Consider the following 24,645-nt stretch of genomic DNA (forward strand, 5'->3'; position numbering starts at 1 on the left):
GATCCTGCCCTCGCCGCGGTGTTCAGAATGACGCGAGCAGGGGCAGCAGGATCGTGTCTGCGGTCTGTTTCTGGCTTTGGTTCAACGACGCATAGAGACGCGTGAAGGCGAGACGCGCCGATTTGATTGCGTCCAGACGCTCGGACAAGTGCCGCTCGTAGTGCTCCAGACGGTCGGCGCTACCAAGCCCCTCGTCCGTTGCAAGCATCTTGCGCGCTTCCAGCAAATGCCGCCGGCTCGCACGCAAGGCATCTGCAACGTTATTCCAGTCGGCAGCCTGCCCGTCGCTGATCTGCAGCTCCGCCTTCAGAAATGCGATCCGCCCTTCGAGCCGCTCGGTCACGTCAGCCGGGCCACTGATCGCACTGCCGCTGCCGGACGAACTCATCTGGCCGCGCATCATATTTTCCATCATCGGCATCATCGGCATCGTGCTGGATTTGTCCTCGCAGCCAGCGCCCTGACAGTCCCGCATCTGGCCCTGTGGCGGCATCTTCATCTTGTCGTCGTTCATCCGGCCGCCACCCATGTTCTGCGGCTGGCCTGCCGGTTGGCCCATATTGGTGTTGCTGCCGGATAGCGACGGGTCGGGAGTCTTTGACATCTTGTCGTCATCCATCATCGCGATCCGGTTCAGATCAGCTGCGGCGATTGCGGACGACGGCCCAATCGGCCCCAGCACGAAGACAGCCAAGGCGGCGGCGCTCACGACAAGATTTCTCGGACGATTCATGGTCGTTCTCCAGGTTCGATTCGGCTGGTTATCTGCTCGCCGACGTCGGCGATGAGACAGCGATGTGCGGGTCAGGCCATATAGACGCGAAGTGCCCGCGACTCTTACGCGTTGGTGCGTGCAGACTTTCAGCGGTTATCATTCGCCCGCCTCCCGGCCGGACGAAGGGCTTCTGTCGACATCCTTCGACCACGTCCGGTAATAGGCGACGATCGTCATGACCCAGAGCCCCGCAGCGCCGACCACGAGCTGCGCCCATATTCCCTCCGCCCCGCTCTCGATCACGAAATGCGCGACGAACGACAGGAAGAGGCCAACGCAGAACGCGGACAGCGATTGCTGGCCGCATCGGATCAGCGGTTGGAGGAAGGGCGACTTCAGGCCGGGCCAATCGCTTGGAACGAGCGAGACGACGATGAGCACGAGGCTCGCCAGATGGATCACGCGATACGGGCCAAGATTGGTCTTGTCGTTCGGAATGAAGATGGCGGTGAGCCCCTCCGGAACGTAATCCCGCAGCGAGGGGATACGTTCGGCCAGCGTCATCGCAAACGCAAAGAGCAGGAAGCCGCAGCTAGCGACGAGCAGCGTGCGGGACGACAATAGCCACCGGCTTGCCGCGGCGCCTCCCAATGCGAGCCAGGCGCCGAATACGAAGAGCAGCTGCCAGGCGAACGGATTGAAATACCAGACTCCCGCCGGATAGGACGGCCAATTCCAGCCGTAATGGCGGGCGGCCAGATAGAGGCCCAGCGAACCGATCATCACCGCGTTGCGCCATCGCAGCATGAGCCAGAGCACGGCCGGAAACGCTGCCATCAAAACGATATAGAGCGGCAGGACGTCGAGATTGAGCGGCTTGAACTTGAGGATCAGCCCCTCGGACAGCGTTTCGACGGGAAAGGTCATCAACGGCGCGACGTTGAACTGATCCATCAGGTGAAGGTCATCGAAGCTGTGCGCGAGATAGTGCACGGCGGTGAGATAGACGAAGAACAGCAGCAGGTGGGCGACATAGAGCTGCCATACCCGCCGCAGCAGCCGGGTTGCTCCGATAACGAAGCCACGCTCCATCATCATCGACCCGAACACGAACGTCGCCGTGTAGCCGGAGATCAGCACGAACAGATCGGCGCCATCGCTGAAGCCGTAATTCCGTGTCGTAAACCAGACGAGCGCCGAATCCGGAACGTGTCCCAGGAAGATCAGCCAGTTTGCCAGGCCGCGAAACAGATCCAGCCGAACGTCGCGTCGGGGCCTGGCCAGCACGGATCTGATCGTGATCGTCTCCCAGAGCCGACGATGCAAGAGAAACGCAACTCGCAAGGGCCGACCGGGCACCTGGATCGTATCGTCAATCAACAGTGTATTCCCATTTCTGCGCGATGCGCTGCGGATCGCTATCGCTTCGCGATGCTTCCGCCACTCATTCGCGCCGGCACGCTAGGTCGCGTCGTTGATGCTCCTTTGACAGACATCAAACTCGAACGACGCGCCGGCCAAATCTTTTTGTCGCGCAGGCATGTAATGAATTGAATCGTCTGTCGTCCTCGAGTCATTTCGATCGACGGCGTCATCCCCCGGCGAAGTCTCTCGACAGCGCCGCAGGTAGTCGACGGCATGACAAGAAGCCATCGAATTCACGCAATCGATGCAAAATTTTTTCTGTAAGAAGATCGATGCTTTGCGTCGCCCGCTGCAATTCGACGATCCACGCGTCGGCGCTCGCAAGCGTGCACGTCGACGATTGATCTTGCTCAACTTCGACGTTCTCACTCCGGGTTTGGTTGCCTCTCAGTCAAGCCATCGGGACTTGATGACACCAACTCGACAAGATCAAACAGGAGAAACCAGAATGAGCCACCGCAAGCTGATCGCTGCTGCAGCGATCATGTCGTTCGTCGCGCTGCCCGCCATGGCGCAGACGAGCACCACCGATGAGAAGAACGGCCACCACTACACGGGCGGGCCGAAGACCGAGGTCCTGCACCACATGGGCAAGAAGGACAGCGATGGCGGACCGACCACCGGGTCTGGCGGCAGCCACCATTACGGCGGCGGACCAAAGACCGAGGTCCCGCATCACATGGGCCCGAAGAAGGAGCAATGACGATCGGACGGTGATCCCGCCGCGCGCAAGACGCGGATCACATCTCCCAGGCAACGCAACGGGGAAACAGTGTGTCCTCGTTGTCGCTACGGCGGAAGCCCGACGCAGCGACACTGGTCAAGCCTGCGGCCGAGACGTTGAGTTGCCCGGACTTGACGACAGCGCCCAAGACGAATTCGCCCGGGAGCGGTTCATCCGCACCCGGGCGCTGTATCCGTCGGCTTCTCGCTCTAGTTCGGCACCGTCGTCTTCGGCGCCGGTTTCGCGGCAGCCGCATTCACCGTGACGCCGTGCAGGAAGTCATAGGCCGCGTGCAGCGCCTTGTCGTCCTTCTCTTCCGGCGGGACATAGGACTGGGAGCCCGTCTGCTCGGTGCCGTCGGCGGCCTGCAGATGGCCGCGCATCTGCGATTCGGCGATCGTGTCGACGCGACCCTTCAGCTCGGCCGGGACGTCCTGGAGGATCTCGATATCGGGGGCGATGCCCTGAGCCTGGATCGAGCGGCCAGACGGCGTGTAGTAGCGCGCCGTGGTCAATGCCAGCGCGCCATTGCCGGTGCCGAGCGGAATGATGGTCTGCACCGAGCCCTTGCCGAACGAGCGCGTGCCGATGATCGTAGCACGCTTGTGATCATGCAGCGCGCCCGCCACGATTTCCGACGCCGAAGCCGAGCCGCCATTGACCAGAATAACAAGCGGCTTGCCCTTGGTGAGGTCGCCGCCATGCGCAGTGAAGCGCTGGGTTTCTTCCGGATTGCGTCCGCGGGTCGAGACGACCTCGCCGCGCTGCAGGAACGCGCTCGATACCGACACGGCCTGGTCGAGCAGGCCGCCCGGGTTGTTGCGCAGATCCATCACATAGCCAATGAGCTTGTCTTGCGGGACGTCCTTGGAGATCGAGGCGATCGCCTTCTTCAGGCCGTCGGTGGTCTGCTCGTTGAACGAGGTGACACGGATGTAGCCGATGTCCCCGTTCTCCACGTGGAAGCGGACCGGGCGGACATGGATGATCTCGCGCGTGATCGCGACATCGAGCGGAGCATCGGCGCCCTTGCGCACGATGGTCAGCTTGGTCTTGGTGTCGACCGGCCCCTTCATCTTGTTGACGGCCTGCTCGAGCGTCATGCCCTGCACGTTTTCGCCGTCGATCTTGCTGATGAGGTCGCCGGACATGATGCCGGCCTTGGACGCCGGCGTGTCGTCGATCGGGGAAACGACCTTGACCAGGCCCTCTTCCATCGTGACCTCGATGCCGAGGCCGCCGAACTCGCCGGAGGTCGTCTCCTGCATCTCGGTCCAGGCCTTGTCGTTCATGTAGCGGGAATGCGGATCGAGTGAGGTCACCATGCCCGTGATGGCGCCTTCGATCAGCTTGGCATTGTCGGGTTTCTCGACGTAGCTCGCCTTCACCCGCTCGAAAACTTCCCCGAACAGGTTGAGCTGGGAATATGCATCATCCGCGCCTGCCGCCGCCCGAGCCGCCCATGGTCCGCCCTGCGGACCTGATACGAGGAGGGTCAGGCACGCTCCGGTGAGCGCGCCCAGGGGGAAGAGCAGGGTTTTCCGCATGGAATGGGTGGCCTTTTCGCTGAGCGGTTCTATTGAGGCTGGGCAGCCGCCATGCAAGTGGCGATCCAGCCCGGTTCTCACAATATCATTCTGGTTTCTTCAAGGCCGGCCTGCCACGCCGGCGGGTACGCGGTAAAAATCCCTTCGCCTAAGCCTAAACATTTGGCAACGTTCGCAAGATCGGCCCCGTTTCCAGCGGGAATCAGTCGACCGGACGGCGCCTCGCAGCTATGCCATTTTAGGATGGTCTTGGAGCGCCGGACGGGATAGGCGATGGCACAATTGCTTCAAATTCTCGGGAGGATAACAATGAACGAAGCACTCCGGCCGGAACGGAACGTCGAACTCGGCGCCAGCAACGAGCCGTTCCAGAACCTGCACGAATTCATCCGGAAGGCGCGTTCCAATCTCAACCAGAACGCCTGGGACTACATCGTCGGCGCGGCCGAGACAGAGACCACGATGCGCCGCAACCGCATGGCGCTGGACGAGATCGCGTTCCGCCCCCGCGTGCTGCGCGACGTGCGCAAGGTCAGCGGCTCGGTCGAGCAGTTCGGCCGCAAGATGCGACTGCCTGTGGTGCTCGCCCCCGTCGGCGCGCTGGAGATCTTCGATCCCCTTGGCGCAGCCAGTGTCGCGCGCGCCGCCGGTGCTTTCGGCGCATCGCACATGCTCAGCTCCGTGTCCGAGCCGGGTCTGGAAAAGACCGCGGAGGCCGCGCCCGATGCGCTGCGCCTGTACCAGCTCTACGTCCGTGGCGATGACGCGTTCGTCGCGGACGTCGTCAGCCGGGCGCAGAAGGCCAATTATGCCGCCTTCTGCCTGACCGTCGACACCGCCCATTACAGCCGTCGCGAACGCGACATCGCCAAGCGCTATGTTCGCGAGAGCCGTCTGCGCGCCACCGGCGGCGACTACCAGAAGGGGCTGGAGTGGCGGACCGTGAAGATGATCAAGGACAAATTCAAGATCCCCCTGATCCTCAAGGGCATCGCCACCGCCGAGGATGCCCTGATCGCGCTCGATCACGGCGTCGAATGGATCTACGTCTCCAACCATGGCGGCCGCCAGCTCGATCACGGCCGCGGCGCCATGCATGTGCTGCCCGAGATCGTCGACGCCGTGAAAGGCCGCGCCAAGATCATGGTCGATGGCGGCTTCTGCCGCGGCACCGACATCGTCAAGGCGATCGCGGCGGGCGCCGACCTCGTCGGCATCGGCCGGCTGCAATGCTGGGCGCTGGCCGCAGCCGGCGAGACCGGCGTAACGCGGATGCTGGAACTGCTGGAGGACGAGGTGCTGCGCTGCCTCGGCCTGCTCGGTGCCACCTCCTTCGCCGAGGTCGACAAGTCCTGCCTGCACCCGGCCACCGCAACCAATGTACCGAGCGTGTTCAGCGCGTTCCCGCTATTCGACCACGAGCCCTACCGATACTGACCCGAAAGGATGCAATGACCTCGCTCTCTCCCGGCAGCGCAGATGCGCTTCTGTTCGATCTCGGGCGCGTCGTGCTCGACATCGATTTCTCCAAGGCGATCGCCTGCTGGGCGGGACATGCCGGCTGCGAGCCCGAAGCCATCGTCGCCCGCTATGTGCGCGACGAGGCCTACCGCCTGCACGAGGTCGGTAAGATCAGCGATGAAGACTATTTTGCCTCGCTGCGCTCCTCGCTCGGAATCTCCATTTCGGATGTCCAGTTCCTCGAGGGGTGGAACGCGATTTTCGCGGGCGAGATGCCTGGCATCGGCGAGCTGCTGCCGCGCGCGGCAAGGCAGATGCCGGTCTACGCCTTCTCCAACACCAACCGCCCGCATGTGGACTATTTTTCCAGGGAATATGCCGACCTGCTCGGCCATTTCCGCGAGTTGTACCTGTCCTCCAGCATCGGCCTGCGCAAACCGGATGCGGAAGCGTTCGACCACGTCGTGGCCGCGATGGGCGTACCGGCGAGCCGGATCGTGTTCTTCGATGACCTCGCCGAGAACATCGAAGGCGCGCGCGCCCGCGGCCTCACCGCGGTCCATGTGACCTCACACCACGACGTCGGCGTCGCGCTGAAGGCGCTGGGAATCTGATCGGGCGGCAATTTCCGGAACAATTTCGCCCGAAGACGAGGAACCAAAGCTCTTTGTGCATTTTTGTACGGAGTTCCGGGAACGGAATGCCCCCTTCCGGACTCTTGAGTCCGCTGGGACTTCCATGGACGGACATATCGCGTGTTGGGCAAAACATACCTCACCAAGCAGGCCTCGCTGCTGGTCAAATTCGCCAAGACCACTTCGGACGCCGAGCTTTCTGCCAAGCTGATGAGCAAAGCGGCCGATCTGAAATCTCAGGCAGATCCGATGCCCGACCGGGATCAGGGCCCCAAGGCGCCCGACGTCGCTGAAGTGGAAAACGCGGCAAGGGGAAATCCCATAACGCGGGCGTGACGCTGCCCACAGTTCTGCCCCCGTCGGACCGGTCTGCCGGATCATGCTGGACATGAGCCCTAGTGCCCGAAGCGTAAGCTTCGCAGCAGTATAGCCCTTTTTGCGTCGGCCCTCCCGCTCGGCTAGAACCTTGCCCGACCGAGTCCTTGATCTCGTTGCGGGAGTTCGCCGTGGCACTGATGCCGGTTTCCGATGCGCTTGCCGCCGTGCTCGCCGGTGCGGAGCCTTTGGCTGAGGAAATGATCGCTCTGGATCAGGCCTTCCATCGCGTGCTCGCGCGGGACGTCTCGGCGCGGCGGACGCAGCCGCCCGAGGCGATGTCAGCGATGGATGGTTATGCCGTTCGCGCGGCTGATGCTGCGAAGGTTGATGCGCAGCTCACGGTGGTCGGCGAGGTTGCAGCCGGCCGCCCATTTGCGGGAACGGTCGGTGCCGGCGAAGCCGTCCGGATCTTCACCGGCGGCGTCGTTCCCGCCGGCGCCGATGCGGTCGTGATCCAGGAGGACACCATCGCGGACGGCAAGCGCATCACGATCAAGGAAGCCGCCGTCGCCGGGCGGCACATTCGCCCCGCCGGGATCGACTTCCGCGAGGGCGACGTGCTCCTGCGCAAGGGCGCACGGCTCACCGATCGGGACCTTGCGCTCGCCGCGGGCATGAACCATCCGCAGCTGAGCGTTCATCGCCGTCCTAAGGTCGCGATTCTCGCAACCGGCGACGAGCTGGTGATGCCGGGCTCGACACCCGGCCCCGGCCAGATCGTCTATTCCAATGGCTACGCCCTGCACGCCCTCGCCCGCAGCGAGGGTGCCGACACCATCGATCTCGGCGTCGCCGCCGACACGCTTGCCGCCACGACCTCGGGCATCCGCCGCGCCCGCGAATCCGGCGCCGACATCCTGATCACGACCGGCGGAGCGTCTGTCGGTGACCACGATCTGGTGCAGCAGGCGCTTCGGCACGAAGGTATCTCGATGGCGTTCTGGAAGATCGCGATGCGGCCGGGCAAGCCGATGATGAACGGGCAGCTCGGGCCGATGCGCGTCATCGGCCTGCCCGGCAATCCCGTGTCATCCTACGTCTGCGGCTTCCTGTTTCTGGTGCCGCTGATTCGCGCGCTGTCGGGCCGCTCAATGATTCATCATCGCCGCGAACGCGCCGTGCTCGGTCGCGACCTCGGGGCCAATGACCAGCGCGAGGATTATCTGCGTGCGCGTCTGGAGACGCGGGACGACGGCACGCTCGTCGCTCTTCCCGTCAACCACCAGGATTCCTCACTGTTGGCGAATCTCGCTGCGGCACAGGCACTTCTCGTGCGCGCGCCGTTCGCAGCGAAGGCCGCTTCCGGCACGCCTTGCGAGGTCTTGCGACTGCCGGAGTGAGCGCGCCGACGCAACTGTTCCGCGAACTTTGTCGCGTTCACGGTAAATTAAGCAGTTGCGGAACATGTATCGAACATATAGGGTCCGTTCATGATTTGTTTCGAGCATGTAGCGGCTTACTGCTGAATTCAGCGTCTCGGAATCGAGCGACATCGTCAGGGGGATTTTGGTCGAGATGTTAACGCGCAAACAATACGAGCTCCTGCGGTTCATCAGCGAGCGATTGAAGGAAAGCGGCGTGCCGCCCTCCTTCGACGAGATGAAGGATGCGCTCGACCTGCGCTCCAAGTCGGGCATCCATCGCCTGATCACCGCGCTTGAGGAGCGCGGCTTCATCCGCCGCCTGCCCAACCGGGCCCGCGCCATCGAAGTGATCAAGCTGCCTGAACTCCAGGCGGCTGCCGGCAGCCGTCGCGGCTTCACGCCGAGCGTCATCGAGGGCAATCTCGGCAAGGTGCGCACGATGTCGAGCCCGCCCGTCGATGAGGGCGAACGCCCTGTCGCAGTTCCCGTGATGGGCCGGATCGCGGCCGGTACGCCGATCGAGGCCTTGCAGACGCGCAGCCACACCATCAGCGTCCCGCCCGACATGCTCGGCGCGGGCGAGCACTACGCGCTCGAAGTCCGCGGTGATTCCATGGTCGATGCCGGCATTCTCGACGGCGACATGGCGCTGATCCAGCGCAACGAGAGCTGCGACACCGGCGATATCGTGGTGGCCCTGATCGACGACGAGGAAGCCACGCTCAAGCGTTTCCGCCGCCGCGGCGCCTCGATCGCGCTCGAGCCGGCAAACGCCGCCTACGAGGTCCGGATTCTGCCGCCCAACCGGGTCAAGATCCAGGGCAAGCTGATCGGGCTGTACCGCAAATACTGAACGCGGCGCACGCCGCCACCTGGCAAGCGCGCCCTCAAGGTTGAAGCGGACGATTGTCCGCTCCGGCTGGATAGTTTTTCTGGTTTTCTCCAGATTATCCGGCCACCTCTCCCGCGCTACATCCCCGGCACGCCATGACGAAGCACGCATCGCTTCGCAGGCCTTGCGAGACCGAGGAGACCGCCATGCGTAAGATCATTCTGAGTACCGTCGCGATGGCGCTGATCGCAATATCAGCGTCGCAAACCTTCGCTGCGCAGCCGCAGCATCACGTTCGCAGGTCGCCACAGGCGACGAACGAACAATTCCGCAATGCCCGCAACGCCGTCGGGCAACAGGCGCAGCCGGCCTGGCCTTATTCGGGTTGGTCGGCACCGGCTGGGCGCTAACGAAGAAGCTCTCGGAATGCACGGAAGCAGCCTTTGTTCCTCGGACATCTGAAAAAGAAATTGTGATGGCAGCCTGCAGACTCAAGCCGCAGATTTGCCCCCAACATGGCATATGATCGCAGGCTTCCACTCTGATAGAGGCCTGCGCCTCAGAAGAGGCGCGGGTGCTCTATCGCTGATGAGGAGCACCCGATGTGTGACTATAGCTTGCATGCCGTCGCGACGCGTCCCGCAGAAGTCGGCGAGACGATCGTCACGACAACCTTCCGCGGCACCTCGACGCGCGGCTTCGCCTCCGAAGCCGACATGTCGGTCGCGGTCTGCCTGCTGCCGGGAACGGAGCTCGCCTTCGCCGACAACGTCCGCTACGACAACAGGTGGATCTGGACGCGCACTATCAATTCGCGCGTCGGCAAGTTCGGCAAGGTCGATCCGCACATTCCCGATCGTCATCACGACGCGATCGAATTCCCCGATGGCAAATACGTGCTGGTGACCCAGCTCGTCGAAGGCCAGCGCGCAACCGTGCTGCAACTGCCGGTGACCCAGCCGCTCGGTGAGCGCGAGCACAAGCCGCAAGTTGCCGCCGACAGACAGCCGACACCTCCGGTCCTGCCGATCGGTTGAACCGGCCTAATTTGGGCATGATCTCCGCGCAAACGCGTTTTCGCGTTTGTCGCGCCGGAGGACCGCTACAGACTTTTCCGGATCATGCCTCAATCCTCGGCCTGAAGATCGGCCTCGGACGGTGTTGCGTCCTTGGCGCGCGGAGCTGCGGACCGCGGCATGAGGGTCCCTTCGAAATCTCCATCGCCGGCCGCCGCCGGCGACCAGGGGCGGTTTGCGCCTCTCGCCCTCGCCGCCGCAATGGCAAAGCCATCGCCGCGACGTGTCAGCGCTAGCGCGCCCTGGCTCGCCAGACGCGGCCGATCGATCACCATCCCGGTGCAATCCGGCGGCGCAGGCTTTGCCGTCACCACCAGGGCCGCGCGACTGCAATCATCAGCCAGCGCGTCGATGCGGAGCGCCAGCGCGACCATGTGGCCGTCGGCAAGCGGCGTCACGCAGCCGGCATCGTCGCACGACACGCCGTCGCCGAGCGAGCTGCTCGCCGCATCGCGTGGATCAGCGTCCGCTGCAAGCCACTCCTTCAGCAGGAAATTGTCCTTCTTCGCCCTGATCAGGTGCAGCTGACCGTCCCTGGCGCGCACCGCGACGTTCTGACCGTCACCGGCAATCAGAATATCGGGTTGCCGGACGGAAAGACTCCAGACGGTCGCCGCCATCAGCACGAATGCTCCCGACCAGCGCAGCGGCGTGCGCAAAAGACCCAGCAGGATCAGGCCCAAGCTCGCAGCGATCAGCGGCGCCGTGCCGAAGGCCGCGACATGACCGACCGCACCCGGTAGTGCCGCCACCCAGCGCGTGACGAAAATCATCCAGTCGATGCCGATCCCCATCAGCCACCAGAACACGCCGTCCAGCCCGAAGGGAGCGGCGAGCAATCCGAGCAGCCCGGCCGGCATCACCAACGCCGAGACCACCGGCATCGCGCCAAGATTGGCGAGCACGCCATAAGGCGTGACACGGTGGAAATGGAAGGCGGCGTAAGGCGTGGTCGCAAGTCCCGCGATCATGGAGGCCATGAACAGCATCGCGATCTCGCGGCCTCCCCACAGCGCGATGCGCGCGGTCGCCGAATGATCGGGCGAGGCCAACAGGCTCGGCATGCCGATCTGCACCATGGCAACGAGCCCGAGCGTTGCCGCGAACGACATTTGAAAGCTTGGATGCACCAGCGCTTCCGGCGCGACCGCGAGCACGATCAGCGCCGCCACGGCCAAGGTGCGAAACGTGATCGCGCGGCGATCCACGATGACAGCGATCAGCACCACCGCGGTCATGAAGAACGATCTCTGCGTCGCGACTTCGGCGCCCGAGAGCAGCAGATAGAACGCTGACGCAACCAACGCGGCGGCGGCCGACCATTTCTTGATGGGAAGGCCCGCTGCCAGTCCCGGGATGAGCGCCAGCAGCGCGCGGACCGCGAAAAAGACGACCCCCGCGACGACGGCCATGTGATAGCCCGAAATCGAGAGGACGTGACCGAGCCCCGAGATGAACATGGCGTCGTTGACGGGCGTCGTAATCGCATCGCGGCGGCCGGTGAGCAGCGCGGTCGCGATGGCGCGGTTATCGCCGTCGAGCGTGGCGCGGATGCGCGCGTCGATCGCATCGCGCAGGCCCTGCATGATCGCGGCATAGCGTAGCTGCAATCCGCCCGACACGGCCGGCGTCACAGTCGTGATCGCCCCCATCGCAAAACCGGAGGCGCCGATGCCCTGGAAGAACATGTCGCGCGAGAAATCGTAGCTGCCCGGACGCAATGGCGACAGCGGCGGCATCAGCCGCGCCTTCAGCTGCACGAAGCTGCCGACATCGGGCGCGGTTCCCTTGCGCACGGAGAGGCGGACGCGCTCGAGCTTCACGTCGCTGCGCTGCGCCTCCATTGCCGTGACGCGCAGCACGAAACGGTCGGTGCGTTCGCGGATGTCGCGCGTCTCGACGAAGCCCGACAGCGACACGGAATACAGCGGCTTTGCGAGCACGGTATGCGCGATGCGTGCCGTCTTCCACGTCGCCGCGGCAAAGCCGGCCGCGACCGCCGCGATCATGATTGCGGGCGCAAACAGGCGGCTTCGCCGCAACAGGACGGCGCCAGCCATGAGCGCGGTCGCCGTCGCAATCGTGACCCAAAGCAGCGGCTCGTGGTCGGCGGCAAAATAAAGCGCGATGCCGCAGCCGAAGGCGACGGGCATCCAGGGAAATAGCCGGCCCGCACCAGCCTCGGCCTTGGCCCATTCGCGCAGCTGCCCGACGACCGCGGGCCAGACGCCCGACCCCGCCGGCACGAACCCGCCGGCCGACGCGGCCCGGCCCGTCGGCCAAGTCCCTGCGATCGGCGTCCCGGCAATGCCTTGCGACAGACGCTGCGGCCGGCCCGGCTCCGCCATTCCCTTGGCAACCCCTGCGATATCAGACGGGCGCAGAGGCTACCGGAACGTGCAGGCCGCCGAATAGCGGTACGGATCGAGAACGAAAGGGCCGCGCCCCTACTTTTCCTCTTCCATCGTCACGGCGACGTCCGCCTTGGCCGACAGCCGGACCTTGTTGCCCTCGACACCGGCGACGAGGCCCTTGTCGATGAAATGGTGGTGACCCCGGTGGCTGCCCTCACCGCTGTCCTTCTTGGTCAGCTTGATGCGGTTGCCCTCGACCTTGTCGACCGTGCCGACATGGACGCCGTCGGCGCCGATGACTTCCATATGCTCTGCGATGTTTTGCATGGCGGGATCCTCTGATGGATCCGCCTCAACGCGGCGACAGCACGTTCGTTTCCATCGCTGGAATGACGATGCCGTGCGTCAGATCAACGGCGCCTTCGCCGAGGCGTGGTGATTGACGATCTTCCAGTCGCCGTCCTCGCGGATGATGACCCAGCTCATCTTGACGACGAGATCAGAGCGTTCGCCGGCGAAGTTGAACGTGATGGTTGCGCCCATGTTGATCAGGTCAGAACCGGCCTGCGCCGCCTGCACGTCGGAAAATGCCGCGCTCGGCTCGCGCCAGCGCGGCAGGCCGTTGAAATAATCGGTGACGCCATCCCTGCCCCGATAGAGCTTTGGGTTGGAGCCGAAGAAAAAGGTGTTCTTCGAATAGAGCGATGAGAGCGCGACCGCATCGAGCGTTGCGAAGCCGGCGCACCATTTCGCGATGGTGGCGGAAACGATGGCATCGGCCTCACCGCTCATTCGTTTGTCAGCCCTTGGCCACTTCCTTCGCGAACGTATCGCGCAGGCCGATGGTGCGTGAAAACACCGGCTTGCCGGGCGTGGAGTCCTTGTCGCGCACGAAATAGCCCTGGCGCTCGAACTGCATCGGCTCGCTCGAATTGCTCGCGGCAACCGAGGCCTCGACCAGGGCATCGCTGAGGATCTCCAGCGAGTTCGGATTGAGATCGGCCGCGAAATTCGAGGCGTCCGGGCTCGGATTGGCGAACAGCTGGTTGTAGATGCGGATTTCCGCCGGCACTGAATTGGCCGCAGGCAGCCAGTGCATGGTCGCCTTGACCTTGCGGCCATCAGGCGCGTTGCCGCCCTTGGTCGCGGGATCGTAGGTGCAGCGCAGTTCCACCACCTCGCCCTTGTCGTTCTTGATCACGCCGGTGCACTTGACGAAATAGGCGTAGCGCAGCCGCACCTCGTTGCCGGGTGAGAGGCGGAAGAACTTCTTCGGCGGGTTCTCCATGAAGTCGTCCTGCTCGATATAGAGCTCGCGCCCGAACGTGATCTTCCGCGTCCCTGCCGAGGGATCATCCGGATGGTTGATCGCCTCGAGCTCCTCGGTCTGCCCTTCCGGATAGTTCTCGATCACGATCTTGAGCGGCTTCAACACCGCCATGCGGCGCTGCGCCGTACGGTTCAGCTCCTCGCGGATGCAGAATTCGAGCATGCCGACATCGACCACGCTGTTGGCCTTGGCGACGCCGATCCGCTTGACGAATTCGCGCAAGGCCGCCGGCGGCACGCCGCGGCGGCGCATCCCCGCCATGGTCGGCATGCGTGGATCGTCCCAGCCGGCGACATGGCCGTCGCGGACGAGCTGGGTCAGCACGCGCTTCGACAGCAGCGTGTAGGTTAGATTGAGCCGCGCCATTTCGTACTGATGCGGCTTGGACGGCACCGGCAGCTTTTCGATGAACCAGTCGTAGAGCGGCCGGTGATCCTCGAACTCAAGCGTGCAGATCGAGTGCGTAATGCCTTCAATCGCGTCCGACTGGCCATGGGCATAGTCGTAGCTCGGATAGATGCACCATTTGGTCCCGGTGCGCGGATGGTGCGCATGCAGGATGCGGTAGAGCACGGGATCGCGCAGATTGATGTTGCCCGAGGACATGTCGATCTTGGCCCGCAGCACGCGCGCGCCGTTGGGGAATTCGCCCGCCTTCATGCGGCGGAACAGGTCGAGGTTCTCCTCCACGCTGCGGTCGCGGAACGGCGAGTTCTTGCCGGGCTCGGTCAGCGTGCCGCGCGAGAGGCGGATCTCCTCCTGGGACTGGTCGTCGACATAGGCGAGCCCGTCGCGGATCAGCTTCTCCGCCCATTCATACAGGCGGTCGAAATAATCCGAGGCGTAGAACAGGTTCTTGCCCCAGTCGTAGCCGAGCCAGTGCACGTCGGCCTGGATGGAATCGATATATTCCTGCTCTTCCTTGACCGGATTGGTGTCGTCGAAGCGCAGATGGCAGCGGCCTGGAAACTCCTGGGCGATGCCGAAATTGAGCGCGATCGACTTGGCGTGGCCGATATGCAGGTAGCCGTTCGGCTCCGGCGGGAACCGGGTCACGATCTCCTTGTACTTGGCCTGATCGAGGTCGGCCTGGATGATGTCACGAATGAAATCGCGCCCAACCTCAGTCGCCACCGGTTCTGTCATTACGAAAAATCCTGTAGGGAAATCAGCGGTCCTTCTGCCAAATTCGCGTGGCTGAGCCAAGAGCTTAAGGCATCCGCTGCCGGGCTTTAGTTATGCTCCGGTCCTGTTATATACCACCGCCTCCCATGCATAGGCCCTGCCACGAATGACTGATCCCATCGTCACCCGCTTTGCTCCCTCCCCAACCGGCTTCCTCCATATCGGGGGCGCCCGCACGGCGCTGTTCAATTGGCTCTATGCAAAGAAGCACGGCGGCAAGATGCTGCTGCGGATCGAGGACACCGACCGGGAGCGCTCCACCGAGGCCGCGATCGGCGCGATTCTTGACGGGCTGAAATGGCTGGAGCTCGGCTGGGATGGCGACGTCATCTATCAGTTCAGCCGCGCCGCCCGCCATCGCGAGGTCGCCGAGCAGCTGCTCGCCGACGGCAAGGCCTATCGCTGCTACGCCACCGCCGAGGAGCTCGCCGCCATGCGCGAGAAGGCGCGCGCGGAAGGGCGCACCCGTCTCTATGATGGCATGTGGCGCGATCGCGATCCGGCCACCGCGCCTGCTGACGTCAAGCCGACCATCCGCCTTCGCGCGCCGCAGACCGGCGAGACCGTGATCGAGGACCAGGTCCAGGGCCGCGTGGTCTGGCAGAACGAGAACCTCGACGACCTCGTCCTGCTGCGCGGTGATGGCAACCCGACCTACATGCTCGCGGTGGTCGTGGACGACCACGACATGGGCGTCACCCACGTCATCCGTGGTGACGACCACCTCATCAACGCCGCCCGCCAGAAGCAGATCTACGATGCGATGGGCTGGGCGCTGCCGAACATGTCCCACATCCCGCTGATCCACGGTCCGGACGGGTCAAAACTCTCCAAGCGCCACGGCGCGCTCGGCGTCGATGCCTACCGCGCCATGGGATACCTCCCGGCCGCGCTGCGCAATTACCTCGTCCGTCTCGGCTGGAGCCATGGCGACCAGGAGATTTTCTCGACCGAGGAGATGATCGCGGCGTTCGACCTCGCCAATGTCGGCCGCGCCGCCGCCCGCTTCGACTTCGCCAAGCTGGAGAACCTCAACGGCCACTACATCCGCCACGCCGACGATCAATCACTCGTGAAAATGTTCGAGGACGTGCTCGACCACGTCGTGCCCGCGCGTGACGAGATCAAAGCCAAGTTAAACGACACCACGCGCGCCCAGCTGCTCAAGGCCATGCCGTCCCTGAAAGAGCGCGCCAAGACGCTGCTCGAGCTGATCGACGGCGCCTATTTCATCTTCGCCGACCGGCCGCTGCAGCTCGACCCGAAGGCGGCGGCCCTGCTGACGGCTGACAATCGCAAGCTGATCGGCCAGCTTCATTCCGCGCTGGAGAAAGTCGAGACCTGGAGCGGTGCGACCACGGAGGCCGCGCTACGCGCCTTTGCCGAGGAAAATAGTCTCAAGCTCGGCGCGGTTGCCCAGCCTTTGCGGGCGGCCCTGACCGGCCGCACCACCTCGCCCGGTATATTTGAGGTTTTGGACGTGCTGGGACGCCAGGAAAGCCTCGCCCGGCTTGCAGACCAGGCCAAGGAATAGGCTACGACGTAAGTCCACCTTGCGTGGCGCCATCTTGCAGCGCACACAGCAATAATATACCCATCTTGGCCGTACCTTCTGGAATATCCGGCCTGCCCCACCACGTCTTCGGGGCCTTCCGGGTCCGGCCCGTTTCACCTTACATCGGGGACCTCTGATGGACGCAAAATCGAGCAATAAGACCGCCACGCTGACGGTCGGAAACAAGAACTACGATCTCCCGATTCACAGCGGTAGCGTCGGACCTGATGTCATCGATATCGGCAAGCTGTACGGCCAGTCCGGCCTGTTCACTTACGACCCCGGCTTCACCTCGACCGCGAGCTGCCAGTCCAAGATCACCTATATCGACGGTGACGCGGGCGTGCTGGAATACCGCGGCTATCCGATCGAGCAGCTCGCCGAGCACGGCGACTTCCTCGAGACCTGCTATTTGCTGCTCTACGGAGAGCTGCCGACCGCCGCGCAGAAGAAGGATTTCGACGACCGCGTGATCCATCACACGATGGTGCACGAGCAGATGGCCCGCTTCTTCCAGGGCTTCCGCCGCGACGCCCATCCGATGGCGGTCATGGTGGCCTCGGTCGGCGCACTCGCCGCGTTCTATCATGACTCGACCGACATCAACGATCCCAAGCAGCGCATGATCGCCTCCATGCGCATGATCGCGAAGATCCCGACGCTGGCGGCGATGGCCTACAAGTACACGATCGGCCAGCCCTTCATGTACCCGAAGAACTCGCTGAAGTTCGCCGAGAACTTCCTGCACATGTGCTTCGCCGTGCCTTGCGAGGAGTACAAGATCAACCCGGTGCTCGCTGACGCGCTGGACAAGATCTTCATCCTGCACGCCGACCACGAGCAGAACGCCTCGACCTCGACGGTGCGCATCGCCGGCTCCTCCGGCGCCAACCCGTTCGCCTGCATCGCCGCCGGCATCGCCTGCCTCTGGGGCCCGGCGCATGGCGGCGCCAACGAAGCCGCGCTGGCGATGCTCGCCGAGATCGGCACCGTGGACAAGATCCCGGAGTTCATCGCCAAGGTGAAGGACAAGAACTCCGAGGTCCGCCTGATGGGCTTCGGTCACCGCGTCTACAAGAACTACGATCCGCGCGCCAAGATCATGCAGAAGATGTGTCACGCCGTGCTCAAGGAGACCGGCCATGGCGACGATCCGATGCTGAAGGTGGCGATGGAGCTCGAGAAGATCGCGCTCAGCGACCAGTACTTCATCGACCGCAAGCTCTACCCGAACGTCGACTTCTATTCGGGCATCACGCTGAAGGCGATGGGCTTCCCGGTCTCGATGTTCACCGTGCTGTTCGCGGTCGCCCGCACCGTCGGCTGGATCAGCCAGTGGAGCGAGATGATCGAGGATCCGCAGCAGAAGATCGGCCGTCCGCGCCAGCTCTACACCGGCGTCACCCGCCGCGACTACGTCGCGATCAAGGATCGGAAGTAAGTCTTCGCCGATACGGCTTTCGAAGCGGCGCCATCGCAAGATGGCGCCGTTTTCGTTTTGCGCAGGTGCCGTAGGGTGGGTTCGCCGAAGGCGTAACCCACCACAACTTCGTTCCGCGAATGCGGACGCGTGGTGGATTAGCCCTGCAGATGCGCCTCGCGCATCTGCAGGGCTAATCCACCCTACGAGACCGACCGCGCCTCTTGCTGCCCCGCACAACAACAAGTCGGCGCATCACACCGACGAGCGCTTGACAGTTGAAACGCTCCGCGCGCAAATTCTTACACTAAGTAAGAATGACGACAGGGATGGAAATGCCGGAGCAGCCGAGAAGTCGGCGGCAGACGCGCGCTGCCATTTTGACTCACTTGCTTCAGTCCGGCGGTTCGTTCCGGCCGCCGCTGGCGAAAGCCGTGCGCTTGTCCGAAGCAAGCCTGTCGCGCATCCTGTTCGACCTGAAGGCCGAAGGCCTGATCGAGGAAGTCAGGCGCCCTGCCCCCTATGTCGGCGGCCCGACGGGTCTCGTCTCGCTCGATCCCACGGTGGCGCTTGGCGCCCTTGAGCTCACCGGAGAATGGCTCAGCGTCGGCGTTGGTGGTTTGTCCGGCGAGCTGCATGACATCGAACGTGTGCCGCTGCCGCGGAAGCCGACCGTCGAAACAGTCAGCCGGGTATTCCGCGAAGCTCTGAACGTGCTGCGCGACTGGACGCGCCGCCGCCGGATCAGGCTCGCACAAATTGGCGTAACCGTTCCAGGCCTCGGCCGTCTGAGTGAATTTGGCAATCCGATCATTCCCTGCGATGTCGGAGGTATCGGCGACATGTTCGTCGAGATGTTCGCGGGCGTGCCTGTTGCCTTCACCAATTCGGTGGTGGCGCACGCCACCTTTCACCGCTGCCGCAACGAGAACTATCCGTTCACCGACGCGCATCTGTTCGTCTTTGTCGGCCAGGGTGTCGCGGGCGCCTGGATCGATGATCCGATCGAGGACGACGCACTCGAGCCGGTCGAGCTCGGCCACATGGTGTTCGGAACCGACGGGCCCCGTTGTCGCTGCGGACATCAGGGCTGCGTCGAAGCCTACACGTCGTTGCCGGCGCTGGCCAAGCTGCTGCGCATGACCGAAGCAGAGTTGCTCCGGCTTGGCCCCGACTGGATCACAAACGTCCCGCTCACGGCGCGGCTGCGCCAGGAATTGCGCCAGCGGTTGTTTCGTCTTGGCCTCGCCATCGGCAACACGTTGAACGTCAAACCATGTCGCGGCGTTGTCGTCAGCGGCTGGCCATCGCTTCTTGCGGAAGACGATCGAAAAGCCGTGAGCGACGGCATCGATTCCTGCCTGCTCGGCGGCCGGAAGCTGGCGCAGGTGTCGCTCGCCTTCGTGCCACCCTCGACCGGCAACGACCCGCAGGCCGCCCTCGCCTTCGCCGCCTTCTGCCTGGCGAGATCCGGCGGCATGCCCGCCGCATCGACGGAGGCCGCCTGACATGACTTAAAGCCGCGTGCGGCTCGCGTACGCCAACATCAGCGCCGGAACGGCGCAAAGAACTTCACACCCGGGAGGAACTAGCCATGCCGATCACAACAACAAGGCGCCGTCTGCTCGCTGGATCTGCTGCTGCGCTGGCGCTGCCGGCCTTTGCCCGCGCGCAAGGCGCGGTCAAGCCGCGCCTCACCGCCATCTCGCAATGGTCCGCAGGCAGCGATGGTGCCGCCATCACCGCGCTCGGCAAGAAATTCGAGGAGAAAGGCGGCGTCTGGCAGCATTCGCCTGTTCCCGGCTTCACCACGGATATGATGAACAAGCTGCGTGCGCAGATCATCGCTGGCGATCCGCCGGCCTGCTCGCAGCTCAAGGGCCCCGAGATTGCCGCCTGGTCGAAGATTGCGCCGACCGTCGATCTCGACGCCGTGGTCGCCTCTGCCGGCTACGAGAAGGTCGTCGCGCCGGATCTTGCAAAGCTGCACAAGCCGGCCGGAAAGTGGATTGCACTGCCGCTTCAGATCTACAGCACGAATATGCTGTTTCTCTCCAAGCGCGGAATGGACAAGGCCAAGGCTGACAAGGTCCCCGTCACTTTCGCTGACTTCAATGAGCTTGCCGAGAAAATGAAGTCGGCCGGAATGGCCTACCCCCTTGCCAACGGCGGCACCCGCGCCGACGACGGGCAGAAATTCGAGGCGTCGCTCGCCGGCATCAGCCCGACGGCCTACCGCGCCGCCTGCATGAATCTCGACAAGAAGGCGCTGGAGGGCCCCGAGATGAAGGCAGCCTTCGCACAGACGCGCAAGATCTCCGAATGGTGTGATCCCAATGTCGGCGTCCAACCCTATGCCACCAATTTGAAGCGCTTCGTCGACGGCGACATGGGCATGCTGATCATGGGCGGCTGGGCGCAGGGCGTATTGAAAAACGCCGGCTTCAAGTTCGACGACTACGTCATCACCCCCGGCCCCAGTGACAACGGCAAGCCTGTCTTCCTGTTGAATGCCGATGCCTTCATCTTCTGGCAGCGCAAGGAGGCTGATCTGCAGGCCGGCCAGATGTTGATGGCACAGCTCGTGATGGATCCGGCGATCCAGACCATGTATTCGCAAATCACGGGATCGATCCCGGTGCGCACCGATGTCGACCTGTCCGGCGAGGGCTGGTCGGATGGTCAACGGACAACAGCGGCCGCACTGAAGAATGCCATGGGCAACAATCAGGCCGTCCTCAGCCTCGCGCACAACATGGCCCAGGAAAACGGCCTGACCGCCGCGATGATCGACGTCATCACCGAGTATGTGAAGAACAAGACGATCAAGCCGGAGGAGGCGGTCAGCCGCCTCGCCGACGCCGTCGAGGGCGCACGTTGACCGAACTCGTCTCGACAGCAACACGGCCGGGCCGGTCGGCGGCCTCCGAGATGGTGCGCCGGCTGCCCGAATTTCTGATGATCTGGGTGCCGCTGCTGTTATCAGCAGCGCACCTTATCTCGTTTTCGATCTGGACCATCTGGATTTCGTTCACGCCCTCCACCCTCGTTCCCGTTACGGGCTGGGTCGGTTTGCGCAACTACAATTCGGTCCTGGCGTCGCGAAACTGGCAGATCGCCTTCGACAATCTGCTGCTGTTCGGCATCGCTTTCGTGCTGCTCAGTTTGACGACCGGCCTGCTGCTCGCGATCCTGCTCGACCAGCGCATTCGCGGCGAGAACGTGCTGCGGACCATCTTCCTGTATCCCCTGGCCGTCTCGTTCGTCGTGACAGGCACGGTGTGGAGCTGGCTGCTCAATCCCGGCATCGGCATCGAGAAGCTCGTCCATGATCTCGGCTGGACCTCCTTCCACTTCGACTGGCTGGTCAACCGCGACATGGCGATCTGGACCATTGTCATCGCCGCGATCTGGCAATCCTCGGGCTTTGCCATGGCGCTGTTCCTGGCCGGCCTCCGCTCCGTCGATTCCGATATCATCAAGGCGGCACAGATCGACGGTGCCGGGCCTGTCAGAACCTATTGGCGCGTCATTCTGCCGACGCTTTGGCCGATCACCGTCACGGTCGTGGTTGTCCAGTTGCAGTTTGCGATCTCGGCCTTCGACCTCGTCCGCGCACTCACCAATGGCGGGCCGGGAATCGCGACCCAGCTGCCGGCGCTCGTTGTCTATGATCTGATGTTCCAGCGCAGCCAGCTCGGTCGGGGCGCGGCGGCGGCGGTGCTGATGTTGCTCATCCTTCTTGCAGTGCTGCTGCCCTATGCGGCGTGGCGCTATGTCCGGCAACGGCGGGCGGCCCATGCGTGACCGAAGCTTCGCCCCAAGCCGGGCTCTGATCTATCTGATCGTGACCTTGTTCGCGGCCGCCTACCTTGCGCCGCTGGTCGTCGTCATCCTGAACTCGATCCGGACCAATGAGGAGATCGCGCAGAGCTCGATGATCGGCTGGCCGCAACACTGGGCCTTTGGCAATTATGCCCTGGCCTGGAGCGGCTTTTGCGTCGCCGAGACCTGCGCCGGCATCCGGCCATACATGCTGAACTCGGCGCTCGTCACGATCCCGGCAACGATCTTCTCGACCCTGCTCGGTGCTGTCGCCGGTTACGCCGTGTCGCTCTGGCGCTTTCGCGGCGACGTTTGGATCTACGGCATCGTCACCCTCGGCCTGTTCCTGCCCCAGCAGATGCGCCTGTTGCCCTGGACCATCGTGCTGCGGGACATCGGGCTCATCAACACGCTCACGGGTCTCGTGCTGATCCACACCATCCAGGGTCTTTCCTTCACGGTTCTGTTCTGCCGCAACTACTACATCGCCATTCCGCACGAGCTGATCCGGGCCGCACGCATCGATGGCGCCGGCTTCTTCCGCATCTTCTGGCGTATCATCCTGCCGCTCTCGGCACCCATCCTGATCGTCACCGTGATCTGGCAGTTCACCCATATCTGGAATGAATTCCTCTATGGCGTGACCTTCACGACGGGCCAGCAGCAGCCCGTGACGGCCGCGCTCATCGCACTGTCTACACCAGTTGCAGATATCCCCAAGCAAGGTGTGCAGAGCGCCGCGGTGATCATCGCAGCCCTGCCGACTCTGCTGATCTATCTGTTCGGCGGCAGATATTTTGTACGCGGCCTCACTGCCGGGGCCGTGAAATGATGGATGTGTCATGGCAGCACTGAGCATTCGCGCCCTGTCCAAGCGCTACGCCAATCTCGAGGTGCTGAAGGGCATCGACCTCGACATCGAGAGCGGCGAGTTCACCGTGCTGGTGGGGCCGTCCGGCTGCGGCAAGTCCACGCTGCTCAACATCGTCGCCGGGCTCGATCGCGCCAGCGATGGCACGATCGAGATCGGAGGCCGGATTGTCAATGACGTCCCGCCCAAGGACCGCGACATCGCCATGGTGTTCCAGTCCTATGCGCTCTATCCCTCGATGACGGTGCGCCAGAACATCACCTTCGGCATGGAATGCCGCGGCGTTGCCAAGGTCGAGCAGGAGAAGGCGCTGGCGAACGTCGCAAGGCTGCTCCAGATCGAGCCGCTGCTCGGCCGCAAACCGTCGCAATTGTCAGGCGGACAGCGCCAGCGCGTGGCGATGGGACGCGCCCTGGTGCGCGATCCCCTGCTCTTCCTGTTCGACGAGCCGCTCTCCAATCTCGATGCCAAGCTGCGCGTGGAGATGCGCATGGAGATCAAGCGGCTGCACCAGCGCATCGGCGCCACCATCGTCTATGTCACCCACGACCAGATCGAGGCGATGACGATGGCGACCCGCATTGCCGTGATGCATCGCGGCGTGGTGCAGCAATTCGCCGACCCCGACACCGTCTACCGCTATCCCGCCAACCTCTTCGTCGCCCGCTTCATGGGCTCGCCACCGATGAACACGATGCCGGCGCGGCTCGAAGCCGACGGCGGCGGCGCGGTGGCCGTGATCGGCGCTGGCCGGCCGGACGAGGTCCGTCTCCACCTGCAGGGCTATGAGGCTGCGGCCTCCTATATCGGCCGCGAGGTGGTGCTCGGGATCAGGCCCGAATGCATCGCCGAAGGCGATCGCGTGTTCTCAGGTGCCGCGGGCCCGCCCGTCATCGTCACCGCGCCAGTCGAGCTGGTCGAGCCCACGGGGGCCGAGACCATCGTCCTGCTGCGGCTTGGCGGCGAGCCTGCACAGGCGCGCATCTCGCCGGACATCCGCCCGACGCCGGGCGCGACCTTTTCCTTTGCCCTCGATATCAGGCGCATTTGCCTGTTCGACCCCGAGACGGAGCGACTGATCGCATGAGCCAGACGACCTATGCCGACCTCGCCAATCGCGTGGTGGTGATTACCGGAGGTGCCAGCGGCATTGGTGCGGCCTTCGTGCATGCATTCGCCGCCCAGGGGTCCCGCGTCGCGTTCCTCGACATCGACACGCAGGCGGGCGAAGCGTTGGTGCAGGAAGCGGCCAAGACTTCCGGCACGGCACCGCTGTTCGTGCCCTGCGATCTCCTCGATATCGACGCGCTGCGCACCGCGCTGGCGAAAATCCACGCATCGCTTGGCGATGCCGCGGTCCTTGTCAACAACGCCGCCAACGACCAGCGCCAGGTGCTATCAGATGTGACGCCGTCGGAATTCGATTGGATGATGGGCGTCAATTTCAAGCATGTCTTCTTTGCCGCGCAAGCCGTGGTGCCGCAGATGCAGGCGCGCGGCGGCGGCTCGATCATCAACATGTCCTCGATCGCCTGGATGCGCGGCGCACCGGGGCTACCGGTCTACGCCGCGGCCAAGGCGGCAATTGTCGGGTTCACCAATTCGCTCGGCCGCAAGTTCGGTCCGGACCGCATCCGCGTCAACGCCATCGCGCCGGGGATGGTGATCACCGAACGGCAGCGCAAGCTATGGTATCCGGACGAGCGGCAGATCGCCGAGATGCGCACGCGCCAGGCCCTCCCCGATGCTGTGACGCCCGACGATATCGCCAATATGGCGCTGTACCTCGCCTCCGACGCCAGCCAGCGCATCACCTGCCAGTGCTTCCGGGTCGATGGCGGCTTGGCCTAACGGCACGGGAAGTGTCGTAGGGTGGGTTAGCTTTGCAGCTGCGCGAAGCGCATCTGCGCGGCGTAACCCGCCACCTCTGCCACCGCGGAAACCAAGG

23 protein-coding genes are annotated in these 24,645 nt (G+C 63.8%); 16 read left to right on the forward strand and 7 right to left on the reverse strand.

Annotated elements, in window-relative coordinates:
* Positions 1–22 precede the first annotated feature (22 nt).
* Together HYH07_RS29295 and HYH07_RS29300 are read right to left on the reverse strand one after the other, a co-directional pair.
* Positions 23–733, reverse strand: a complete 711-nt coding sequence (locus HYH07_RS29295) for a Spy/CpxP family protein refolding chaperone (protein ID WP_220005716.1) — start codon at positions 731–733, stop codon at positions 23–25.
* Between the two features lie 138 nt (positions 734–871).
* Positions 872–2,095 (reverse strand): OpgC domain-containing protein, encoded by a 1,224-nt coding sequence (locus tag HYH07_RS29300; RefSeq protein ID WP_220005717.1) that lies wholly within the window; start codon positions 2,093–2,095, stop codon positions 872–874.
* A 493-nt stretch (positions 2,096–2,588) separates the two neighbouring features.
* Here HYH07_RS29300 and HYH07_RS29305 point away from each other — a divergent pair, with 493 nt between their 5' ends.
* On the forward strand, positions 2,589–2,843 hold the full coding sequence (locus tag HYH07_RS29305) for a hypothetical protein (RefSeq protein ID WP_220005718.1): 255 nt from the start codon (positions 2,589–2,591) through the stop codon (positions 2,841–2,843).
* A gap of 230 nt (positions 2,844–3,073) precedes the next feature.
* Here the strand turns inward: HYH07_RS29305 and HYH07_RS29310 are convergent, their stop codons facing one another.
* Positions 3,074–4,411 carry a S41 family peptidase gene (locus HYH07_RS29310; RefSeq protein WP_220005719.1) on the reverse strand — a complete coding sequence of 446 codons (1,338 nt, stop codon included), beginning with the start codon at positions 4,409–4,411 and terminating at the stop codon, positions 3,074–3,076.
* 309 nt (positions 4,412–4,720) lie between these two features.
* Here HYH07_RS29310 and HYH07_RS29315 point away from each other — a divergent pair, with 309 nt between their 5' ends.
* The 7 genes from HYH07_RS29315 to HYH07_RS29345 all read left to right on the forward strand — a co-directional run bounded on the left by HYH07_RS29315 (position 4,721) and on the right by HYH07_RS29345 (position 10,118).
* Positions 4,721–5,848: an alpha-hydroxy acid oxidase gene (locus HYH07_RS29315; protein WP_220005720.1), complete on the forward strand. Its 1,128-nt coding sequence runs from the start codon at positions 4,721–4,723 to the stop codon at positions 5,846–5,848.
* 14 nt (positions 5,849–5,862) lie between these two features.
* Complete coding sequence (locus tag HYH07_RS29320) at positions 5,863–6,486, forward strand: HAD-IA family hydrolase (RefSeq protein ID WP_220005721.1); 624 nt, start codon at positions 5,863–5,865, stop codon at positions 6,484–6,486.
* Between the two features lie 141 nt (positions 6,487–6,627).
* On the forward strand, positions 6,628–6,843 hold the full coding sequence (locus HYH07_RS29325) for a hypothetical protein (protein WP_220005722.1): 216 nt from the start codon (positions 6,628–6,630) through the stop codon (positions 6,841–6,843).
* Positions 6,844–7,013: 170 nt separating this feature from the next.
* The gene (gene glp / locus HYH07_RS29330; RefSeq protein WP_220005723.1) at positions 7,014–8,225 is read left to right on the forward strand and encodes a gephyrin-like molybdotransferase Glp; all 1,212 of its coding nucleotides are present in this window, start codon (positions 7,014–7,016) and stop codon (positions 8,223–8,225) included.
* A 175-nt stretch (positions 8,226–8,400) separates the two neighbouring features.
* The gene (gene lexA, locus HYH07_RS29335; protein WP_057756726.1) at positions 8,401–9,102 is read left to right on the forward strand and encodes a transcriptional repressor LexA; all 702 of its coding nucleotides are present in this window, start codon (positions 8,401–8,403) and stop codon (positions 9,100–9,102) included.
* A gap of 185 nt (positions 9,103–9,287) precedes the next feature.
* Positions 9,288–9,491, forward strand: a complete 204-nt coding sequence (locus HYH07_RS29340) for a hypothetical protein (RefSeq protein WP_220005724.1) — start codon at positions 9,288–9,290, stop codon at positions 9,489–9,491.
* 192 nt (positions 9,492–9,683) lie between these two features.
* Complete coding sequence (locus HYH07_RS29345; protein WP_220005725.1) at positions 9,684–10,118, forward strand: hypothetical protein; 435 nt, start codon at positions 9,684–9,686, stop codon at positions 10,116–10,118.
* An 89-nt stretch (positions 10,119–10,207) separates the two neighbouring features.
* On the opposite strand, the gene HYH07_RS29350 is transcribed toward HYH07_RS29345, so the two are convergent.
* The 4 genes from HYH07_RS29350 to HYH07_RS29365 form a co-directional block, all read right to left on the reverse strand.
* Entirely contained in the window at positions 10,208–12,505 is a 2,298-nt protein-coding gene (locus tag HYH07_RS29350; protein ID WP_220005726.1) for a ComEC/Rec2 family competence protein, read from the reverse strand.
* Between the two features lie 99 nt (positions 12,506–12,604).
* On the reverse strand, positions 12,605–12,838 hold the full coding sequence (locus HYH07_RS29355; RefSeq protein WP_057756031.1) for a DUF2171 domain-containing protein: 234 nt from the start codon (positions 12,836–12,838) through the stop codon (positions 12,605–12,607).
* A gap of 78 nt (positions 12,839–12,916) precedes the next feature.
* Positions 12,917–13,303: a nuclear transport factor 2 family protein gene (locus HYH07_RS29360; RefSeq protein WP_220005727.1), complete on the reverse strand. Its 387-nt coding sequence runs from the start codon at positions 13,301–13,303 to the stop codon at positions 12,917–12,919.
* A 7-nt stretch (positions 13,304–13,310) separates the two neighbouring features.
* A complete protein-coding gene (locus HYH07_RS29365; protein ID WP_220005728.1) occupies positions 13,311–14,987 on the reverse strand; it encodes a glutamine--tRNA ligase/YqeY domain fusion protein in 1,677 nt (558 codons plus the stop codon).
* A gap of 145 nt (positions 14,988–15,132) precedes the next feature.
* On the opposite strand from HYH07_RS29365, the gene gltX reads away from it, so the two are divergent.
* From gltX to HYH07_RS29405, 8 genes are all read left to right on the forward strand, one after another.
* Positions 15,133–16,560 (forward strand): glutamate--tRNA ligase, encoded by a 1,428-nt coding sequence (gene gltX, locus HYH07_RS29370; RefSeq protein WP_057756038.1) that lies wholly within the window; start codon positions 15,133–15,135, stop codon positions 16,558–16,560.
* 157 nt (positions 16,561–16,717) lie between these two features.
* Complete coding sequence (gene gltA / locus HYH07_RS29375) at positions 16,718–18,022, forward strand: citrate synthase (protein ID WP_057756039.1); 1,305 nt, start codon at positions 16,718–16,720, stop codon at positions 18,020–18,022.
* 308 nt (positions 18,023–18,330) lie between these two features.
* The gene (locus tag HYH07_RS29380) at positions 18,331–19,509 is read left to right on the forward strand and encodes an ROK family transcriptional regulator (RefSeq protein ID WP_220005738.1); all 1,179 of its coding nucleotides are present in this window, start codon (positions 18,331–18,333) and stop codon (positions 19,507–19,509) included.
* 86 nt (positions 19,510–19,595) lie between these two features.
* Complete coding sequence (locus HYH07_RS29385) at positions 19,596–20,882, forward strand: ABC transporter substrate-binding protein (protein WP_220005729.1); 1,287 nt, start codon at positions 19,596–19,598, stop codon at positions 20,880–20,882.
* A 50-nt stretch (positions 20,883–20,932) separates the two neighbouring features.
* Entirely contained in the window at positions 20,933–21,808 is an 876-nt protein-coding gene (locus tag HYH07_RS29390; RefSeq protein WP_220005739.1) for a carbohydrate ABC transporter permease, read from the forward strand.
* Positions 21,801–22,658 carry a carbohydrate ABC transporter permease gene (locus HYH07_RS29395; protein WP_220005730.1) on the forward strand — a complete coding sequence of 286 codons (858 nt, stop codon included), beginning with the start codon at positions 21,801–21,803 and terminating at the stop codon, positions 22,656–22,658. Before HYH07_RS29390 ends, HYH07_RS29395 begins: the two co-directional genes overlap by 8 nt.
* A gap of 10 nt (positions 22,659–22,668) precedes the next feature.
* Complete coding sequence (locus tag HYH07_RS29400; protein WP_220005731.1) at positions 22,669–23,784, forward strand: ABC transporter ATP-binding protein; 1,116 nt, start codon at positions 22,669–22,671, stop codon at positions 23,782–23,784.
* Positions 23,781–24,548 carry an SDR family NAD(P)-dependent oxidoreductase gene (locus HYH07_RS29405; protein ID WP_220005732.1) on the forward strand — a complete coding sequence of 256 codons (768 nt, stop codon included), beginning with the start codon at positions 23,781–23,783 and terminating at the stop codon, positions 24,546–24,548. Before HYH07_RS29400 ends, HYH07_RS29405 begins: the two co-directional genes overlap by 4 nt.
* Positions 24,549–24,645 lie beyond the last annotated feature (97 nt).

The sequence above is a fragment of the Bradyrhizobium sp. BR 10261 genome, from assembly GCF_019455395.1.
Classification (GTDB): Bacteria; Pseudomonadota; Alphaproteobacteria; order Rhizobiales; family Xanthobacteraceae; genus Bradyrhizobium; species Bradyrhizobium manausense.

What these genes read in the sequence shown, in the direction of transcription:
- HYH07_RS29355 (WP_057756031.1), bottom strand. Translation starts at nt 12,838, where the DNA reads ATGCAAAACATCGCAGAGCATATGGAAGTCATCGGCGCCGACGGCGTC.
- HYH07_RS29320 (WP_220005721.1), top strand. Translation starts at nt 5,863, where the DNA reads ATGACCTCGCTCTCTCCCGGCAGCGCAGATGCGCTTCTGTTCGATCTC.
- HYH07_RS29400 (WP_220005731.1), top strand. Translation starts at nt 22,669, where the DNA reads ATGGCAGCACTGAGCATTCGCGCCCTGTCCAAGCGCTACGCCAATCTC.
- HYH07_RS29350 (WP_220005726.1), bottom strand. Translation starts at nt 12,505, where the DNA reads ATGGCGGAGCCGGGCCGGCCGCAGCGTCTGTCGCAAGGCATTGCCGGG.
- HYH07_RS29365 (WP_220005728.1), bottom strand. Translation starts at nt 14,987, where the DNA reads ATGACAGAACCGGTGGCGACTGAGGTTGGGCGCGATTTCATTCGTGAC.
- HYH07_RS29305 (WP_220005718.1), top strand. Translation starts at nt 2,589, where the DNA reads ATGAGCCACCGCAAGCTGATCGCTGCTGCAGCGATCATGTCGTTCGTC.
- HYH07_RS29360 (WP_220005727.1), bottom strand. Translation starts at nt 13,303, where the DNA reads ATGAGCGGTGAGGCCGATGCCATCGTTTCCGCCACCATCGCGAAATGG.
- HYH07_RS29380 (WP_220005738.1), top strand. Translation starts at nt 18,331, where the DNA reads ATGGAAATGCCGGAGCAGCCGAGAAGTCGGCGGCAGACGCGCGCTGCC.
- HYH07_RS29385 (WP_220005729.1), top strand. Translation starts at nt 19,596, where the DNA reads ATGCCGATCACAACAACAAGGCGCCGTCTGCTCGCTGGATCTGCTGCT.
- gltX (WP_057756038.1), top strand. Translation starts at nt 15,133, where the DNA reads ATGACTGATCCCATCGTCACCCGCTTTGCTCCCTCCCCAACCGGCTTC.
- HYH07_RS29390 (WP_220005739.1), top strand. Translation starts at nt 20,933, where the DNA reads ATGGTGCGCCGGCTGCCCGAATTTCTGATGATCTGGGTGCCGCTGCTG.
- HYH07_RS29315 (WP_220005720.1), top strand. Translation starts at nt 4,721, where the DNA reads ATGAACGAAGCACTCCGGCCGGAACGGAACGTCGAACTCGGCGCCAGC.
- lexA (WP_057756726.1), top strand. Translation starts at nt 8,401, where the DNA reads ATGTTAACGCGCAAACAATACGAGCTCCTGCGGTTCATCAGCGAGCGA.
- HYH07_RS29345 (WP_220005725.1), top strand. Translation starts at nt 9,684, where the DNA reads ATGTGTGACTATAGCTTGCATGCCGTCGCGACGCGTCCCGCAGAAGTC.
- HYH07_RS29395 (WP_220005730.1), top strand. Translation starts at nt 21,801, where the DNA reads ATGCGTGACCGAAGCTTCGCCCCAAGCCGGGCTCTGATCTATCTGATC.
- HYH07_RS29295 (WP_220005716.1), bottom strand. Translation starts at nt 733, where the DNA reads ATGAATCGTCCGAGAAATCTTGTCGTGAGCGCCGCCGCCTTGGCTGTC.
- HYH07_RS29340 (WP_220005724.1), top strand. Translation starts at nt 9,288, where the DNA reads ATGCGTAAGATCATTCTGAGTACCGTCGCGATGGCGCTGATCGCAATA.
- HYH07_RS29405 (WP_220005732.1), top strand. Translation starts at nt 23,781, where the DNA reads ATGAGCCAGACGACCTATGCCGACCTCGCCAATCGCGTGGTGGTGATT.
- gltA (WP_057756039.1), top strand. Translation starts at nt 16,718, where the DNA reads ATGGACGCAAAATCGAGCAATAAGACCGCCACGCTGACGGTCGGAAAC.
- HYH07_RS29310 (WP_220005719.1), bottom strand. Translation starts at nt 4,411, where the DNA reads ATGCGGAAAACCCTGCTCTTCCCCCTGGGCGCGCTCACCGGAGCGTGC.